The sequence below is a fragment of the Nostoc sp. genome, from assembly GCF_036917415.1.
GTDB lineage: Bacteria > Cyanobacteriota > Cyanobacteriia > Cyanobacteriales > Nostocaceae > Nostoc.
Window position 1 is genome coordinate 1 of the sequence record NZ_JBALDJ010000068.1, and the last position, 16,661, is coordinate 16,661.

Genomic DNA, 16,661 nt, shown 5'->3' on the forward strand with positions numbered 1-16,661 from the left:
GGGGCATTAGATTCCAAATTCCCTTCATCTGACACAACAGTGGTAGTAGCAAGATTGCTGTCTGTAATTGCTAGTTCTTCAGAAACTGCGATCGCATTCTCTAGCTCAATTAAAGTTTCTGCTGGGGCATTAGATTCCAAGTTCCCTTCATCTGGTGCAACAGTGGGAACAAGGTTGCTATTTGTAGTAATTGCCAGTTCTTCGGAAACTGCGATCGCTTTCTCAAACGTAAATAACGTAATTGCAGTTTCTGCTGGGGCATTACATTCCAAGTTGTCAGAAACATTATCTGGGCGATCGTCGGATGAACTTGATTCTAAGTTTTTCCTCGGCTCTCTCTCTGCTAACAGCGAGAATATCTGCACTTGCACGCTGTATTCCCAAGATTTACCGAGCAGATCCGACATCAAATCGCCAGAACACCGCAACTCCCAAATTCCCGGTTGGAAGTAGGTAAAAGGAATTATCGGCATTAAGCCTTCTGAATTAGTGCGACGCGATCGCTTAAAAATTCGCCGCGTTGGTTGAACTTCCTCAGTTGAAGAGTGAGTTACCCGCACTTCCACGTCTGTATTAAGAAGGTTAGAACGAGCCAAAACTCTATACTGTCCTTCCAAAATTTCCAAATTTGGCGATTCTAGGATATGCCACGAGCGAGCGCCTTGTTTCTGTATCAGAAATTGCCAGTGTTCCATTGTAAGTGATGCCCAAACCGACGAGCCGTTGAGTAATATTGTGGATTAACTTGCTAGCAAGTTTACCTCAGTATTTTAGAAATGCCTCACTTAAATGGCTATCAAGTTAACTCAGTTTTACTGACTTGACTTCTCACACTTTAACTACTCACCTCAAGGGAATTTCAATAAGTCGCCGTGTTGCTTGTGCGTAAAGCTTTTGTTGTTTTATGAATATTAAGTTTGACACATCCTAGTGCTAAATTAACAGGAATGCAATGGATACCGTTAGTTGTCTTTGCTCAACTTGGTGCAAAAATTTTTGTATTATTTTTTACTAAAATTTCCACTTTGTAATAGACACAACGTACAATAAATTAAAATTCACTTGAGAATTGTTATTGAATCGTAATTGCCCACATTTTTGCTACAAAGAGGTAGGATGTGGTTCTTAAGTGTCCTCTGCGATCGCCCAAGTTAGTCGCAAAGCGAGATTGCAAATCACAACACTTAACCACGCAAAACGCATCCAATCTATCTGAAGTGGCTCTTTGAACCGCTACAAAACACGTCTTCCCTTGAGTGAAATGTGGGTTGACAATGAAGATTTACAGGAGGGATTCGATGCTAGTCATTTTAATGGACGAGCAAATCCTTGCCCCTGAGCAAGTTTGCCAGTCTTGTTTACTCGCTGACGGGAGCGGTCAACCCCGTTGGCGTGGGGGTCAACTGCGGTGTGGTCAAGCCATTCGCAAACTTACTCAACAGCAGCCAGACCAATATGAATGTATGATGGGCTTTCGCATCGCCCATATAGAATAGTTGAATTTCTCAGCAAGACCTAGCAACTGCGTTATCCTAAGCTCAAGTAACTATTAAAATTTAACGACAGGAGAACGCATAATGTCTTGGCGCGGGTCTACAACAGTTTCAGATCGAATTTTTGCTTCCTTGCCTTATTTGCTTCCTTTAATTGAAGTTTTTGTATTTGGTAGATATTTGCTCTTGGAGTTTCCACCATTACAACTACTGTTTCTACCGCTTCTGCCATTGTTGAGAATTTATTACGGCGTGCGTTATGCAGGAATGATTATTTTCTTTGCTTTATTTTTGCTGGTAGTAAGAAACGAAAAAATTAGTCACTTTATTCGTTTCAACACCATGCAAGCAATCCTTTTGGACATCATTATCTTTTTGTTTAGCATCCTAACTGATGTTGTGGGACTAGTTCCCTCCGGTGGTTTTGCCATCCAAACCCTATCCACAACCATTTTTATCGGCATAGTGGGAGCAGTCGCATATTCAGTCATCCAGTCTGTAAGCGGACGTTATGCAGAAATTCCAGCGATTTCCGATGCAGTGTATATGCAAGTGCGTTAGAGGTTAACGGGTCGCTACGGTGTTTTCCAGGCGACCGATACCTTCAATTTCTACGCGGACGCGATCGCCTGGATGCAAAGCACTTACACCCTCCGGCGTACCTGTAAGCACCAAATCACCAGGTAGTAGCGTCATCACTTGACTGATATAAGAAACTAAAACATCGGGGGAAAACACCATCCGATCAATACAGCTAGATTGAACTGGATTAGCGTCGTCATTGACAAAAGTCTGCAATCTCGCTCCTGGATTTAATTCCCGTACAATCCAAGGGCCCAAGGGACAGAAAGTATCAAAACCTTTGGCTCGCGTCCATTGACCATCCTGTTTTTGTAAATCCCGCGCTGTTACGTCATTGGCGATGGTATAGCCCCAAATTTTGGTTTGGGCTACCTCTGGCGTACATTCAAAGGCGTAATCGCCAATCACTAGAGCTAACTCTCCTTCATAGTCAATTCTTTGTGACTGGGGAGGATACTTAATTTCCCTCTCAGATGGAATGATCGACGTAGGTGGCTTAAGAAAGATTAATGGCTCAGAAGGTACTGGAGTTCCCATTTCGGCTGCATGATCTGCATAATTCTTACCTACCGCCACAATTTTTGAGGGAGCGCAGGGAGCCAGAATTTGGTAATTTTCTGGTGTCAAAGTTAAATCAGTGGGTTGTCCTTGTAACCAGGGTGGAGCATCTAGCACCTGTACGTTCAGGGATAGCTGTAGTAACCCATAGTAAATCTGTCCTTCTGGATTTTGAATTCGCACGTAGCGCTGCGCCATAACCTTGATGAATATCCTTTTTTCTGCTTTTTAGTTGCTGTGAGCAGGTAGCAATCTCAGTTCGCTGTTTAGCGAACCGATTCAGCCTTGAGCAAAAAAGCGATCGCTATAAGATGCCCTTAAAGAAAGATACCCCTTAGCGAAGCTGATAGCTCGATCGATCTTGTTAAAGAAATATCAGGCTTGCCTCCCAACCTAGTTTTCATTAGGGACATCCAAAAAATCCAAACTTCGGCGATTTGGCTAATGATTCAAATTGAAAACTGGTAAGATTATAGTTCCTTGTTGCTTCAGATGTTGATTAATACTGGCATTTTAAATAAAAATCAGGTATAAATTAATATCAGCAGCCACTTTTGTCCATGAGGAAACTGAAAAATATGACTACAAATTACGAAACAATGTACATCCTCCGTCCTGACCTGGGAGAGGAACAGGTAGAGCAAGCAGTTACTAAATATCAGAATTTGCTTCGCGATCAAGGTGCTGAGGAGATCCAAATTCAAAATCGTGGTAAGCGCCGTCTGGCTTACGAAATCAAAAAACACCGGGATGGCATCTACATCCAGTTAAACTACAGCGCGCCTGCAACTGCGATCGCCCCCTTTGAACGCGCCATGCGCTTAAGTGAAGAAGTGATTCGCTATTTAACAATTAAGCAGGAAATTGAAGAAGAAAAACCCCCTAAAGAGGAAAAGGAAAAGCCCACTAAAGTAGCTGCAACTGCAACAGTCTAAGAGACTAAGGACTGGGGACTAGGAACTAGTAACTAGAGACTAGGAAAGAAAATGAATAGTCCAATCCCCACTCCCATTCAATAAAATTTTGTCTTTTTCTTTTTTTGTGACTTATTTGGGAATGTTAAATTAACAAATACTTGCCAAAGGTAGTACTCCCGCAGTTATACCTAAGAGTGGACAAGATTCTGAATGGGAGCTTTAAGCTACTGTGAGCCAATCTGATACACCGAATATTCAAGTTCTCTCGACGGAAGTATCGCAGCTACGCCAGGAGTTGCAACTTCGCGATCAATTAGTGCAACAACTATCTCAAGAACTTTTCCGCCTGGTAAAGGGTAACACTAGTTTTATGCCCCAGCAGCCGGAAGTTGAGCGCGATCTGACCCAGTTACACGCTTTACAAGAACAACTTCAAGCTGTGGAACAGCAGGTGGCGTTCTACCAAGAGCAAATTACAACTCGTGACTCTGAAATTTACCAATTGCGACAGTCAGTTCAAGAACTTACCGATCGCACTCGGATGTTGGAGCAAGTAGTACAAGAGTTGCCTCAAATTTACCGTCGGAAGTTTGAAGAGCGGATGACGCCAGTCAGAGAAAAGGTAGCAATGCTACAACGGGAAAATCGCCAACTGCAAGCAGAACTGCAAAGCGTGAGTTACCGTTTAGCACTAAAAACTCGCAATGCTAGTCATAGCGGTATTGATTTACCAAATTTTTCCCGCCCAGCATCCGAACAAACTAATATTTCGACTCCCCAGAATGCCTAAAATTACCATTATGGTGGAATCTAAGAGGTAAGAAATTGGTGCATCAAAGCATCTTGGAGGCATCCAAGTAGTAGATCAAGGCAAAAATAACTATAAAGTTAGAAATAACGTAAAAGCTGGGATTCTAACCTTTCTTACCTCCTGCTTCCTTTCACTAGTTACGCCGCATACAAAACAATTAGCTTAGAGGAATTTGAAAAACCCTGTCTTTAAAAGGCTGGGGAGTGTCACAAACAGTTGCATTTGCTTTGACCAATTTTAGTCATTTCTGAACTTTACTGCTTTAGGTAGATGACTTCCAATAAGCAGATTCATTCATCTGTAATTTATACTACCCATCTCAAAGTCATGAGTTTCCCTTAACATTCTTCTCTAAACAAGAAAGAAGATCAGCCTGCTAGCACCAGACTGTTATCTTAAGAGAATGTGAAAAAATGCAAATATTGCTTGACTCCGCCATCCTTCTTTAGGTAGATTTATTAGTTAGTCTGCTAGCATCAGACTGTTATCTTTGACGTTGGTAAAAATATCTTGGTAAGTGTGAAAAATTTCAAACACTGTATCGAGTTGGGTAAGTTCCAAAATCAACCGTACAGGAGCTTGTACGTTGCATAGAACCAAGCGGCAACCACTCTGACGTGCAGCTTTTAACCCTTTTACTAAAGGAACTAACCCAGAGCTGTCCATGAAGTTAACCTCTGCTAGGTCGATAACCCAGAGTTGATAAGCTTGAGGAACTACTCCAGCCATCTGTTCGCTCAAAGCCTTACCGCCTTCCAAATCTATGCTTCCTTGGGGTTTAAACAAAATCACTTGAAGTTCTTGTGTGAAAGCCATGAATTTAACAGGGTAATTGGAACACTTGACAAAAAATTGAAAAAGACATCAATACTTCTTCTCTTTCAACAGTGAAATGACTCTTTTACCCAGATATTTGGGCAATTGCAGTCCTACAGTTGAGAGAGATTATTTCAGTATTCATGTCGTATAATTTGTGATAACTTTCATCAATATAGGCATAAGCGCCTAACAATTTCGGTATCAACCGTATCTTTTACAAGATTTTCACAATTTCAACGGATATTTATAAATTTTCTATAAAATTTTTAATCTTTTTTCAAAAAAATATCAATATATGGTAAGCAATATGGTACATATTCCAAAAATATTCAAAAGTTAACAGTTACCATAGACTAGAAGCTATGGGTTATTCAGTATTAAACTAATGACTTAATGACTCTATGTATTAGTTTGATTGACACCCCACCCAAAAACAAGCAAAAATATAGTAAAAGTAAAAATTTGTAAAGACGGCGGTGCGGAATGTCTTTAGAGCTGATTTCACTAGAAAATATCCAGAAAGTTGCTCATAATTACGGGTATTGGGCAATTTTTTTCGGAATTTTGCTAGAAAATTTAGGCATTCCCCTTCCTGGTGAAACCGTGACCTTAGTAGGCGGGTTTTTAGCTGGCAGCGATGAACTAAATTTCTGGCTGGTTCTCGGTGACGCAATCATGGGTGCTGTCATTGGTGGTATTTGTGGCTATTGGATTGGTAGAGTTAGCGGTTGGGCTTTTCTGGTAAAAGTTGGCAGCATATTTCGGATTTCTGAAGTGCGGCTGCTAAGTATTAAAGATCAATTTAGTCAAAATGCTGCTAAAGGGGTGTTTTTTGGGCGTTTTTTGGCATTGTTACGAGTTTTTGCTGCACCACTAGCTGGTATAGCTGAAATGCCCTTTGGAAAATTCTTTTTATACAACTTGTTAGGAGCAGTTGCTTGGGCTAGCTTGATGGTGACATTAGCTTTTTTTGCTGGCAAAATAGTCTCTTTAGAACAATTGGTTGCTTGGGTGGGTCAATTTGCGATCGCAGCGTTATTAATCCTCGCTGCCTTAATTTTTGTGCCCCTGTGGCTGGAGTCTCGCCAGGTTAAAGGTGCAGCAGAAGAGTAAGTCAAGCATAAAAACTAGTGCAGTGAGGAGTGAGGAGTAAAGTAAAAAGTGAATTTTTTAACTTTTACTTTTCTATTTTGCTTTTTTAACTCCTAACTCCTAACTCTTAACTCTTAACCCCTAATCTGCTTTGACCAAATGCGAGTCGGTAGCCCCCAAACGTAGATAAAGCCTTCAGCGGCTTTATGATCAAATTTGTCTTCGGCTCCGTAGGTTGCCAAATCGGGAGTATAGAGAGAATTATCGCTAGAACGCCCAACTATCGTAGAGTTACCCTTGAACAACTTCACTCGCAGAGTTCCAGAAACTTGCTCTTGTGTCTTTTGAATAAAGGCATCGAGTGCAACTTTGAGTGGACTGTACCACAAACCGTTGTAAACAATTTGGCTGTAAGTTTCTTCAATCACACGCTTGTAATGGGTAACATCTGCCGTTAAGGTCAAGCTTTCTAAATCTCTATGTGCCTGAATTAGCACCAACATCGCGGGTGATTCGTAGATTTCCCGCGATTTGATCCCCACCAGACGATTTTCAATCATATCGATCCGTCCGATGCCGTGATTTCCTACCGCTTGATTGAGTTCTTCAATTAGCTCAACTGGCTTTTTGGCTATACCGTTGAGGGTTGTGGGAATACCACCGTGGAAACCAATTTCGATGTACTCTGGCTCGTTGGGAGTGTGAGCGATCGCTTTGGTCATCTCATAAATTTCTTCTGGTGGCTCAAATGAAGGATCTTCGAGTAAACCAGCTTCAATACTACGACCAAGCAAATTCTTGTCAATACTATAGGGAGAAGATTTTTTGACTGGTGAGGGAATACCAAACCTTTCCCCATAAGCGATCGTTTCCTCACGACTCATCCCCCATTCTCTGGCTGGTGCGAGGATCTTTAGGTTGGGGTTTAAGGCGGTGACAGAGACATCAAAGCGAACCTGATCGTTGCCTTTGCCGGTGCAACCGTGAGCGATCGCATCAGCACCATATTTTTCGGCTGTTTCTACTAATACCTTGGCAATCAGTGGACGAGCCAGGGCGGTTCCTAGAGGATAACGATTTTCATAAAGGGCGTTGGCTTGAATCGCTCCAAAGGCGTAATCTTTAACGAAGCTGTCTTTGACATCCGCCACTAAGGATTCACTTGCACCCGATTTCAGGGCTTTTTCTCTGATTGGCTCTAATTCATCTCCCTGACCTAAATCTGCTGCTAGGGTAATCACCTCTTCCACACCCCACTCCTGTTTGAGGTAGGGGATGCAAACTGAGGTATCCACTCCGCCAGAATATGCCAGGACAACCTTTTTGGCGCGACCCATTAATTTCTCCAGTTAGGACAACAAAGAATGAGTCATTATTATATCTAAACTAATCCATGTATATTTTATTCATGCAACAACCTATAAGGGGATTTAGGAGTTAGGAGTCAAAATTATAGTTCACTCTTAATCCAGTTCGGTTAAGCTCTAAGCAGTTATTGAGTATAGAAAAAGAAAATTTTTCTCCAGCTTGCTATGCGTAGCATCGATCGTAGAAGAAGGTTCGATCGTAAATAGCAAAAGGATTAGGGCGAGTTTACCTAAGTAAGCTCACCCTAATTTGTATTTAATATTAACTTAGTTTTGAAATCCTTATACAGGCTAAGGTTAGAGTGTAGAGAAAATCAGAAAAATCTTACTGAGCCAAGATTGACATATTTAATGAGATTGCCTTACACTTTGCAACTTTTGATTCTTGCGCTTGCGTAGAAACATACCACCTACAGCCAGCATACCTAAGGTAACACTAGGCTCAGGAACAGACTTAGGGTCAAAACCTGTAAATTTGTCAGTTCCTAGATGGAAAGAATGGTTATCGCTTTCAAATCCACCACCACCTTCTTGGGTAATGACGATCTTGTTGAAAATATCGTTGCTACTATCTGAGTAGAAGTGAAGGTAGCCATTTCCTTGACCGCCATGCTGTGACGCATGAATTGGAGCAACTGGGTTCACATCTTCAGTTGTAAATGATTTGATCAGATTATCGCCATTGTAGAAGGAAAAAACGTTACCAGAACTGATAGCTCCCCAGTCAATACCGAAATAATTGAGGGAACTTGCAAGGTTAATTGTGACTTGATCGCCGTTGAAAACTGCCAAATACTTACCATTATTATTGACTTCACCGTTTGCCCCAGCGGGTGCCCATTGATCTAACCTAACACTGCTGTTTCCACTGTTGTTCTCAAATGAGTACTTAGCAAAACCAGTGGTTGGTGCTTGACCATTATTGAAGTTAACAGTTGTAGTACCGGGAAGCTGAGTAAACTCAGAAAAAGCACCTTGGTCAGTTTCTCCATTAGGGCCTGCAATGCCAGTAGTTACTTGAAAGGAAATAGCCTGGGCAGAACCTGCATAGATAAATGAGGAGATTGCAGATAAAGATAGAGCCGCGATACAAGCAATTTTTGTAAAAGACATACTTTTGAGATTCTGTATTTTTAATTGTTGAAAAATTCGCTGTGCGATTTGAGTTCATTATGTAATGTCTTATATCAGGAAGAATAGGATGAAAATACTGGATTTATATTTACTGAAAAATTGCTATATCTGGTAAAGTACTTGCTTGATTCTAGAATAGAAATAAGTAGTTTCACTTGCCGAAAAAGTAGATAGAATATCTGTTATTTATCTGAAGATAAAAAAGCTTTAAAGTTAGCTCATATATATCAAGAATTTGTATCTTCGGATGTTGTCCTGATTAAGGATCAATCAAGATAAAAAACAAGACTGTTTAAAATTCTTTGTTTGCTGAAAAATAGAAAGAGATTTGTGGTCATTGCTATTGGTTTTGACATTATTCCCTCGCTCTATTTACTTTTACTTCTGTAGTCAACTATGCAACCTGAGTGTTTTGACATAGCTAGTAACATGAATTAAACTAAACTCTTGCAATCAACAAAAGAATCTCGATCGATGCATCCAACTGAAAAAGCTGTTGTCCCTACTCGCGTTATTGGTTTAATTAGTGGCACATCCGTAGATGGCATAGACGCTGCGTTGGTAGAGATTTCCGGCACAGAATTGGATCTCAAAGTTGAGTTGGTAGCCGGGGCAACATATCCTTATCCAGCCGAACTTAGAGAAAGAATATTAGCAGTTGGTGCAGGCGTTGCCATCTCAATGGCAGAATTAGCAGAAATAGATGATGCGATCGCTCAAGTCTTTGCCCAAGCCGCCCAAAATATTCAAATTGGTCATCAGCCAGCCACTCTCATTGGCTCCCACGGTCAGACGGTTTATCATCGACCACCCAAAGAGGGAGCAGGGGAGCAGGGGAGCAGGGGGAGAGAAATGCTCACTACCCACGGGTTAAACCCTAGCTATTCGCTAACAGTACTGGGCATTTCCTTGGGTTACAGTCTTCAGCTGGGACGCGGTGCATTAATTGCCCATCTTACGAACATTGCAACTGTGAGCAACTTCCGCGTTGCTGATATTGCTATAGGTGGTCATGGTGCGCCTCTCGTGCCCAGAGTGGATGCTTATTTACTCAGTCATCCCCAGGAGGGACGTTGTATTCAAAACATTGGTGGTATTGGCAATGTTGCTTATATTCCGCCTCGGCATGGAGACTGGCTCTCAAAAATTCGCGCTTGGGATACTGGCCCAGGAAATAGTCTGTTGGATCTAGCGGTGGAGCATTTAAGCGCTGGTGCTAAAACTTATGATGAAAATGGCAATTGGGCTGCGAGTGGTATTCCTTGCCATCCATTAATAGAACAATGGCTCAACCAAGACTACTTTCATCTACCGCCACCCAAATCCACTGGACGCGAATTATTTGGTGTGACTTACCTGCATCAGTGTTTAAAAGATGCTCAAGCATACCAACTCAATCCAGCTGACATTCTGGCAACTCTCACAGAACTTACAGCTGCTTCAATTTTTCATAGTTACCGCACTTTTTTGCCAGAAATGCCACAACGGGTACTATTATGTGGTGGTGGTAGTCGCAATCTCTATTTGAAACAAAGATTACAGTTATTGTTGGGATCAATACCAGTCTGGACTACAGATGAAGTCGGCTTGAGTGCAGATTTTAAAGAAGCGATCGCTTTTGCAGTTTTAGCCTACTGGCGACATTTGGGTATTCCTGGCAACCTACCCACTGCTACAGGTGCACCTCAAGAAGTACTTTTGGGAGAAATTCACCAAGGTCAGTCTTGAGTCAAGAACAATAAACAAGATAAAAAATTTTTTCATTCTTCAGGGGCTAAACGCCCCGCTATCGCTAACGCAACTGAGCACTGGCAACTTAGCACTGCTATAACTGTAGTTTTGGCGGCACTCGAGCAAGACAAGGAATAAAAGGTGGCTCATACTTTTTTATTGGAACCAGGACGCTGGGTAATGGAAGGAAATTGGCTGGAACGCAATGGTATGCCAATTAGCGTCAAGGGTATGACCTTGGTAGCTTGGAATCGAGATAACTGGTTTACTATGGCCACAAAACTGATATTCCCAGGTAGCGATCGCTCTGAAATCTCTCTGCAATATAAGGGACGGTTGCATGATGGAGAGCGTCAGTATACTTTTTTACTACAACATAATATTTTGGGGCAGGTTGAAGGCGAAGGCTGGATTGGTCTGGATACTATCGTACAGCGTTACTGGGTAATAGGCGATCGTCAGCGTCGTAGTGGCTTTGAAACCCTACACCGGATTTCGCAAGATACATATTACCTCAGTAGTGGTATTTTAGCTGGTCATTTTTTAACTAACACAATGGAAGCTAGCCTAGAGCGTCAGTCAGCTTAAAAGCAGCCCTGTCTCACCGCTTTGCTGTTCTTCTAAGCCAAAAACCGCCGTTCAAAAAAACTCTGGCAACGCACTGGTTTCCCAACACCTAATATCTCCTGCCCAACTTTAACTACTCCTCGTTTATTGTCACTGACCTACTGAGTTGTATAGTAAAAAAGAAACGATCAAATTATTGTCAGGATTTTAGTATTTTACCTAATCGTGTAATCAGGAGTTCAGCTTCGTGAATCCTAAAGTCTCCGTTATTATCCCTGCTTACAATACTGAAACTTATATTGGGAAGGCAATAGAGTCAGCTTTAGAGCAAACACTGACTGACATTGAAGTTATCATGGTCGATGATGGCTCAAGTGATAAAACTGTAGAAGTCGCTAAAAGTTTCACCGATCAACGTCTTAAAGTGATAGTTAATCAGCAAAATCTTGGAGCAGCGGTTGCACGAAATCGCGCCTTTAGAGCAGCTCAAGGAGAATGGATTGCTGTACTTGATTCAGATGATTGGTATGCTCCAGAAAGATTGGAAAAGCTTGTGTCTCTGGCAAATAAAATAAATGCAGACATGATTGCTGATGATGTTTATTTTATCAAAGACGGTGCAACATCTCCTTGGAGTACATTGATTCAAGAAAGTGGAGAACTTGTAAATAAAATTATCCAAATTGATATCGTTTATTTTGTAGAAACTGATGTCTTTGGGGAAGCAGGATTGCATCTTGGCTTAAGCAAACCTCTATTCAAACGAGAATTTCTGGTTAAGCACGGCATTGAGTACGATGATGAAATCAGGATGGGTCAAGATTTTTGGCTTGATATGAAATGCTTAATTAAAGGAGCTAGGTTTTTTATTGAACCAAAACCCTATTATTTCTACCGTTCACGCCCCGGTTCTCTTGTATATCAAAGCCAATTACCACGTCTAAATCAATCTTGCAAAGCTGCTAAATATTTCATGCAACAAGACGTTGTAAAAAATAATCCGGCTCTAATGCGTGCTCTATCTTATAATCTTTCAGTCTTTAATAAAAATCTAGCTTATTTTAAAGTTGTAGAACCTATCAAACAAGGAAAATTGTTAACAGCATTCACAGAAATTAGGAAATATCCGGGCTTCTTTTATGATTTTATGTCCCGATTTCATGGAATCGTTGAGCGTCGAATTCAATACTATGTGATGAATAATAAATCAAGTTTTGATATATATCCTAACCAACAGAGAAAACGAAAAACTACCTCTTAGACTATTACAGTTTTATCAATAAATCATCCATTTTTACATAGTAATAATGAGCTTGAAGGTTAAAAATATTGTTAGGTAATCAGAAAATGTTTTAGAAGTATTGGGCGAATATAATTCGCTATTACACAAACTCAAGTCTACCTCCGTGGAATAATGCCAATTTAAGGGTTTGTTAACCTACAAAGGCAGATAAAGTTTCATGTAGCCAAACTAGTGCCGTCTTCTCCCAACACAAAGCAACGTCTCCAAGAGTTGGGGAGACACCAAGAGTGATAGCGCATTAGTCAAAATTGGGCAAACTAAAACTACACCACAATTAAAGTGCAAAATGGTATAAAGCGTCATTATAAATCTACTCTTTATGCTTGTTTGATTTGGTATGTTGCATCAGTTGCAATAACCATCTTGATTGCAAACGGTCAGATCGTGGTTTCAATCTTCTGAAAGAGGACTGAAAAAGCTAGTACAGCACCGCGTAAATAGACCAACTATTGGAAATCACACAAAAGCCTAGCTTATAAGCTTTTTGCTTTTTGACTTCCATTTCTGTTTTGCAGTAAAAGCATAAAAAGTCATTTCTAGGCGCAATAATCAGATATCAGTTTGAATGCACTTGTCCTCCTAAACACTTACAACCTGCTTTTGGAGTCGAATTTTCTATGTCAGACCCCAACATTGGTCGCTTACTCAGCAAACGCTACCAACTCCAAGAGTTAATCGGTACTGGAGCAATGGGTCGGGTTTATCGTGCTAAAGATATATTGTTGGGAGGTGTACCTGTTGCAGTTAAGTTTCTAGCTCTATCAATCCAAAATGAAAAGATGCGATTGCAAGACCGCTTTGAGCGAGAAGCAAAAACCTGTGCTTTACTAGGGCAAAAAAGTATCCATATTGTCCGAGTTATGGACTATGGGGTAGATGACAATAACATCCCATTCTACGTCATGGAATACTTACAAGGACAAAGCCTGAACAATATTATTCGCAAGCAACGATTGTCTTTAGTAAGATTTCTCAGTATGGCGCGTCAACTCAGCCTGGGGTTACAGTGTGCCCATGATGGCATCCCGGTTGATGGCACTATTTGCCCAATTATCCATCGTGATGTTAAGCCAAGCAATATGCTGGTGATTCAAGATCCCAGTTTTGGAGAATTGGTCAAGGTTCTAGATTTTGGTATTGCTAAGTTATTACAGTCAGATGGCGACCATACAAAATTTTATTTGGGGACATTGGCTTATTCTTCTCCCGAACAGATGGAGGGTAAGGAATTAGACAACCGTGCTGATATTTATAGTTTGGGCGTCATGATGTTTGAGATGCTCACAGGCAAAATGCCACTAGTGGCACCAACTCACTCTTTTGGTGCGTGGTATAAAACACATCACTATCAAAAACCACGTTCTTTTGCTGAGGTTGCGCCTGGATTAGAACTACCAAAAGAAATCGAAAATTTGGTGATGAGTTGTCTAGCTAAAGTAGCACGCGATCGCCCCCAAACTATTGCTGAAATCCTCAAAGTTTTAGCATCTTTAGAAAAGCCTGAGCATCGCAAAATTCAGCAAGTCGACCATGCCCTAGTTCCTACGACTACAGCTAGCACTGAGATCGAACAAAAGACCAAAGCCGATTTGCGAGTATCCTGGTCAAACGATGAAATTGCTCGTGCCATTTCCTGGCCCCAAAATAAACCAATTGCCGATATTGTGTTTCCCCAGCCCATTCATGCCAATGGGGAGGTTTTACCAGCTTTGTGGGTGATGCTACCGCAAGAGGAAATTCAAAAACGCTTACTCTGTACCCGCTATAACCAATTTCTGTTCATCTCTATCCCCCATCCAATGCTGTTATGGATTACTGTCATCTACAACCGCAAGCATGGTGCTAAATGGTTGCCTTATTACCTCGATCTCAAAACCAGCCTTGGTCAAGAAATTGCCCGGTTACTACAGCACACAGGTTATTACCGCCTGTTATTCTTTGCACGAGAAGCACCAAATCCCTGTACCCACATCTTACTTTCTAGCGTCGCTTCTGCCCAGCGCCAACGACTGCAAGAGTGGGTCGCAATGAGCAATACGTTGATGTCCTCTACCGACCCGCAAATCAGTAAAAGTTTACTCAAAAACGAGTACGAAAAGATTAAACCTCAAATTATAACAAAACTGGAAAGTATTGATACAGATTCTCCATACGATCTTTCCAGCTAGGCATAGTTGTTAATGTTACGTGTTTTATATGGAAATAAAAGGTCGTCACTCAAAGAATGTAACGTTTTATAAACAAAATATATATAAAGATGTAAGTTCTAGTTATATGTATAAAGAGTGAAATCACTAGCTGCTAAAGCAGTGGTATCCAAATTCTCTCTGAATCTACCTGTATCGACCTGTGCAAATATTCCAGTAGATTGTAAATTTATGCAGGTAAGATTCTCAGACTAGACGAAACAAAAAGAGGTTTGGCTAAAGCAAACAACAGATTTAGCCTACAAAACTAGCTAAAGTTAAGTCTAGACTCCAGCAAATATGCCGTAGACAATGTTTACTCATTCTTAATTAATTTCGGGAATTAAACTTTTGTACCACTCTTGTGGAATTATTTATCGAAGTTGACGCCCCGACATCCCCAGCTCTTTTCCTCCTTGGAACCAAGCAAGAGAAGGAGGTCGCCCACTGCAACATTAGAACAATTCTATGCCATAGTGGAACCGGAATCTAAGCCCCACTGGTGCTTAAGAAGCTCTTGATAAGTTGCCTCGCGTACTACCATTTGCTCATAGAGCTTGACTAAAAAGTCTTTAGCTTGATCGTGGCTCATATTCTGCACCTGAGTAGCAAATGAGCAAATACTGAATTGCTGTTCCAAGGATAGTTTCATTGGTTGATTCATAATTAACTCCGAAAAAACAAAGCGTAAAGGTGATATCGCCCACAGAAGTCCAAATGGGATAATATTTGGACTCTTATCTGTCCAACATTTGTTCCTCCGTATTACGAAAGATAACAATTGTTTGACAGATTGCCCACATCCAAAGTGTGGACTTTTTCTGCTTTGATATCTTGCACCTAATCCTACTGATATACCACCCAAGTTAACTGAACCATATTCCGGAAAATAAGCTCTATTTGGTTTTAGATAGGTATAACTACTTCCCTAAATCCTTCTTGCTTTGCACAAATTTCCTTTAAAAAGAATATCTGGTGCTATGCAAAACCCGTCTTAGTCTTTCTGTTTAAAAAGCCTAAAATGCTGTCTCCCCAAGCATGGAGGAAGCTTCGGAGGGCAGAGGTTTTAAAGAGGCTGGGGGATTGATGGTAATAAGCGTGAATTATAGTCGCTCTACCTTATTACGTGCAAGATGTCAATTTACCAATTTATACAAATTTAGCCTCTTTAGGTAATTTTAGAGGCTAAAAATATTTGTATCAAATTGTAAAAAGGAAAAATGCTCACGCTGAACAAATTACTGAGTATATTTACCAGATTTGTCCTTTGTTCTTTGTCCTTTGTCATTTGTTTAAAGTTACTAAGCATCGACTAATGACTAATGACCAATGACCAATGACCAATGACTAATGACTATTTTCTTCGAGTGAGACGATAACAACTGTGATGTTATCGTGCCCTCCATGCTCTTTGGCAGCCTCAACAAGAGAGATGGCGGTTTTATCAAGCCAAAGACTATTTTGAAGGCAGCTAGCAATCTTGTGTTCGACAAGTTCTTCTGTAAGACCATCACTACATAAGAGCAAGCGATCGCCAACTTTTACATCTAGTGGTTGCACATCAATTTGATGCAAGTCTTCACGTCCCAAACAACGCGATAATACATGACGAAAAGGATGTAATCGTGCTTCATCTAAGGTGATGTCACCGATTTTGATTGCTCGTGCTACCCAAGTGTGGTCTTCCGTTACCTGTTCTAAGTGCGACTCTCGGAAGCGATACAGCCGCGAATCGCCAACATGAGCGCACCAAGGCGACTCTGGAGAGCGAAAAATCACTGCTACAACCGTTGTCCCCATATCGGCGCGTTCGGGATGATTTTGCTGATCCTGCAAAATCGCTTCATTGGCACCCCACAAAGCTTGCTCTAGCAATTCTTGAGAAGATTTAGAGGTTTCCCAATTTGCTACCAAATACGCCTGAATTTCTCCAGTGGCAATTCTACTTGCCTCCTCACCTCCAGCATGACCACCCATGCCATCGGCAACAACGAAAAATCGCCCTTCTGGGTCGATATAGTAAGCATCCTGATTATTAGAACGAATAAGTCCCGGATCGCTAAAACCCGTGAAATTGAGTTTCATAAATTTTTTTGCAACA

General features: G+C 41.1%; 15 protein-coding genes and 1 pseudogene. 9 read left to right on the plus strand and 7 right to left on the minus strand.

Features of this window, described 5'->3' with window-relative positions; all coding sequences use genetic code 11:
• Positions 1 to 695 (minus strand): annotated as a pseudogene (locus tag V7K41_RS12995) (hypothetical protein); the annotation flags it as partial.
• Positions 696 to 1,298: 603 nt separating this feature from the next.
• Between V7K41_RS12995 and V7K41_RS13000 the strand changes: the two are divergent.
• Positions 1,299 to 1,496, plus strand: coding sequence for a hypothetical protein (locus V7K41_RS13000; protein ID WP_094348028.1), 198 nt, complete (start codon positions 1,299 to 1,301; stop codon positions 1,494 to 1,496).
• Positions 1,497 to 1,577: 81 nt separating this feature from the next.
• Positions 1,578 to 2,054 carry a Tic20 family protein gene (locus V7K41_RS13005; RefSeq protein WP_292779056.1) on the plus strand — a complete coding sequence of 159 codons (477 nt, stop codon included), beginning with the start codon at positions 1,578 to 1,580 and terminating at the stop codon, positions 2,052 to 2,054.
• A gap of 3 nt (positions 2,055 to 2,057) precedes the next feature.
• Here the strand turns inward: V7K41_RS13005 and V7K41_RS13010 are convergent, their stop codons facing one another.
• Positions 2,058 to 2,831, minus strand: a complete 774-nt coding sequence (locus V7K41_RS13010; protein ID WP_334848692.1) for a fumarylacetoacetate hydrolase family protein — start codon at positions 2,829 to 2,831, stop codon at positions 2,058 to 2,060.
• A 380-nt stretch (positions 2,832 to 3,211) separates the two neighbouring features.
• On the opposite strand from V7K41_RS13010, the gene rpsF reads away from it, so the two are divergent.
• Positions 3,212 to 3,568: a 30S ribosomal protein S6 gene (gene rpsF, locus V7K41_RS13015; RefSeq protein WP_334848693.1), complete on the plus strand. Its 357-nt coding sequence runs from the start codon at positions 3,212 to 3,214 to the stop codon at positions 3,566 to 3,568.
• A gap of 211 nt (positions 3,569 to 3,779) precedes the next feature.
• Positions 3,780 to 4,340: an Npun_F5560 family protein gene (locus tag V7K41_RS13020; RefSeq protein ID WP_334848695.1), complete on the plus strand. Its 561-nt coding sequence runs from the start codon at positions 3,780 to 3,782 to the stop codon at positions 4,338 to 4,340.
• A gap of 483 nt (positions 4,341 to 4,823) precedes the next feature.
• Here the strand turns inward: V7K41_RS13020 and V7K41_RS13025 are convergent, their stop codons facing one another.
• Positions 4,824 to 5,177 carry an STAS domain-containing protein gene (locus tag V7K41_RS13025; RefSeq protein ID WP_292859427.1) on the minus strand — a complete coding sequence of 118 codons (354 nt, stop codon included), beginning with the start codon at positions 5,175 to 5,177 and terminating at the stop codon, positions 4,824 to 4,826.
• Positions 5,178 to 5,663: 486 nt separating this feature from the next.
• Here V7K41_RS13025 and V7K41_RS13030 point away from each other — a divergent pair, with 486 nt between their 5' ends.
• The gene (locus V7K41_RS13030; protein WP_292859430.1) at positions 5,664 to 6,293 is read left to right on the plus strand and encodes a DedA family protein; all 630 of its coding nucleotides are present in this window, start codon (positions 5,664 to 5,666) and stop codon (positions 6,291 to 6,293) included.
• 113 nt (positions 6,294 to 6,406) lie between these two features.
• On the opposite strand, the gene V7K41_RS13035 is transcribed toward V7K41_RS13030, so the two are convergent.
• Both V7K41_RS13035 and V7K41_RS13040 read right to left on the minus strand, forming a co-directional pair.
• Positions 6,407 to 7,609, minus strand: a complete 1,203-nt coding sequence (locus V7K41_RS13035; protein WP_334848697.1) for an argininosuccinate synthase — start codon at positions 7,607 to 7,609, stop codon at positions 6,407 to 6,409.
• Positions 7,610 to 7,987: 378 nt separating this feature from the next.
• Positions 7,988 to 8,752, minus strand: a complete 765-nt coding sequence (locus tag V7K41_RS13040; protein WP_334848700.1) for an Npun_F0296 family exosortase-dependent surface protein — start codon at positions 8,750 to 8,752, stop codon at positions 7,988 to 7,990.
• Between the two features lie 495 nt (positions 8,753 to 9,247).
• On the opposite strand from V7K41_RS13040, the gene V7K41_RS13045 reads away from it, so the two are divergent.
• From V7K41_RS13045 to V7K41_RS13060, 4 genes are all read left to right on the plus strand, one after another.
• Positions 9,248 to 10,501, plus strand: a complete 1,254-nt coding sequence (locus tag V7K41_RS13045) for an anhydro-N-acetylmuramic acid kinase (RefSeq protein ID WP_334848702.1) — start codon at positions 9,248 to 9,250, stop codon at positions 10,499 to 10,501.
• A 144-nt stretch (positions 10,502 to 10,645) separates the two neighbouring features.
• Entirely contained in the window at positions 10,646 to 11,092 is a 447-nt protein-coding gene (locus tag V7K41_RS13050) for a hypothetical protein (protein WP_334848704.1), read from the plus strand.
• 226 nt (positions 11,093 to 11,318) lie between these two features.
• Positions 11,319 to 12,332, plus strand: a complete 1,014-nt coding sequence (locus V7K41_RS13055; protein WP_334848705.1) for a glycosyltransferase family 2 protein — start codon at positions 11,319 to 11,321, stop codon at positions 12,330 to 12,332.
• A gap of 659 nt (positions 12,333 to 12,991) precedes the next feature.
• Positions 12,992 to 14,542 carry a serine/threonine protein kinase gene (locus tag V7K41_RS13060; protein WP_334848707.1) on the plus strand — a complete coding sequence of 517 codons (1,551 nt, stop codon included), beginning with the start codon at positions 12,992 to 12,994 and terminating at the stop codon, positions 14,540 to 14,542.
• A 484-nt stretch (positions 14,543 to 15,026) separates the two neighbouring features.
• On the opposite strand, the gene V7K41_RS13065 is transcribed toward V7K41_RS13060, so the two are convergent.
• Together V7K41_RS13065 and V7K41_RS13070 are read right to left on the minus strand one after the other, a co-directional pair.
• Positions 15,027 to 15,224 carry an NblA/ycf18 family protein gene (locus V7K41_RS13065; RefSeq protein ID WP_041565841.1) on the minus strand — a complete coding sequence of 66 codons (198 nt, stop codon included), beginning with the start codon at positions 15,222 to 15,224 and terminating at the stop codon, positions 15,027 to 15,029.
• A 683-nt stretch (positions 15,225 to 15,907) separates the two neighbouring features.
• Positions 15,908 to 16,645 carry a PP2C family protein-serine/threonine phosphatase gene (locus tag V7K41_RS13070; protein ID WP_334848709.1) on the minus strand — a complete coding sequence of 246 codons (738 nt, stop codon included), beginning with the start codon at positions 16,643 to 16,645 and terminating at the stop codon, positions 15,908 to 15,910.
• Positions 16,646 to 16,661: the final 16 nt, after the last annotated feature.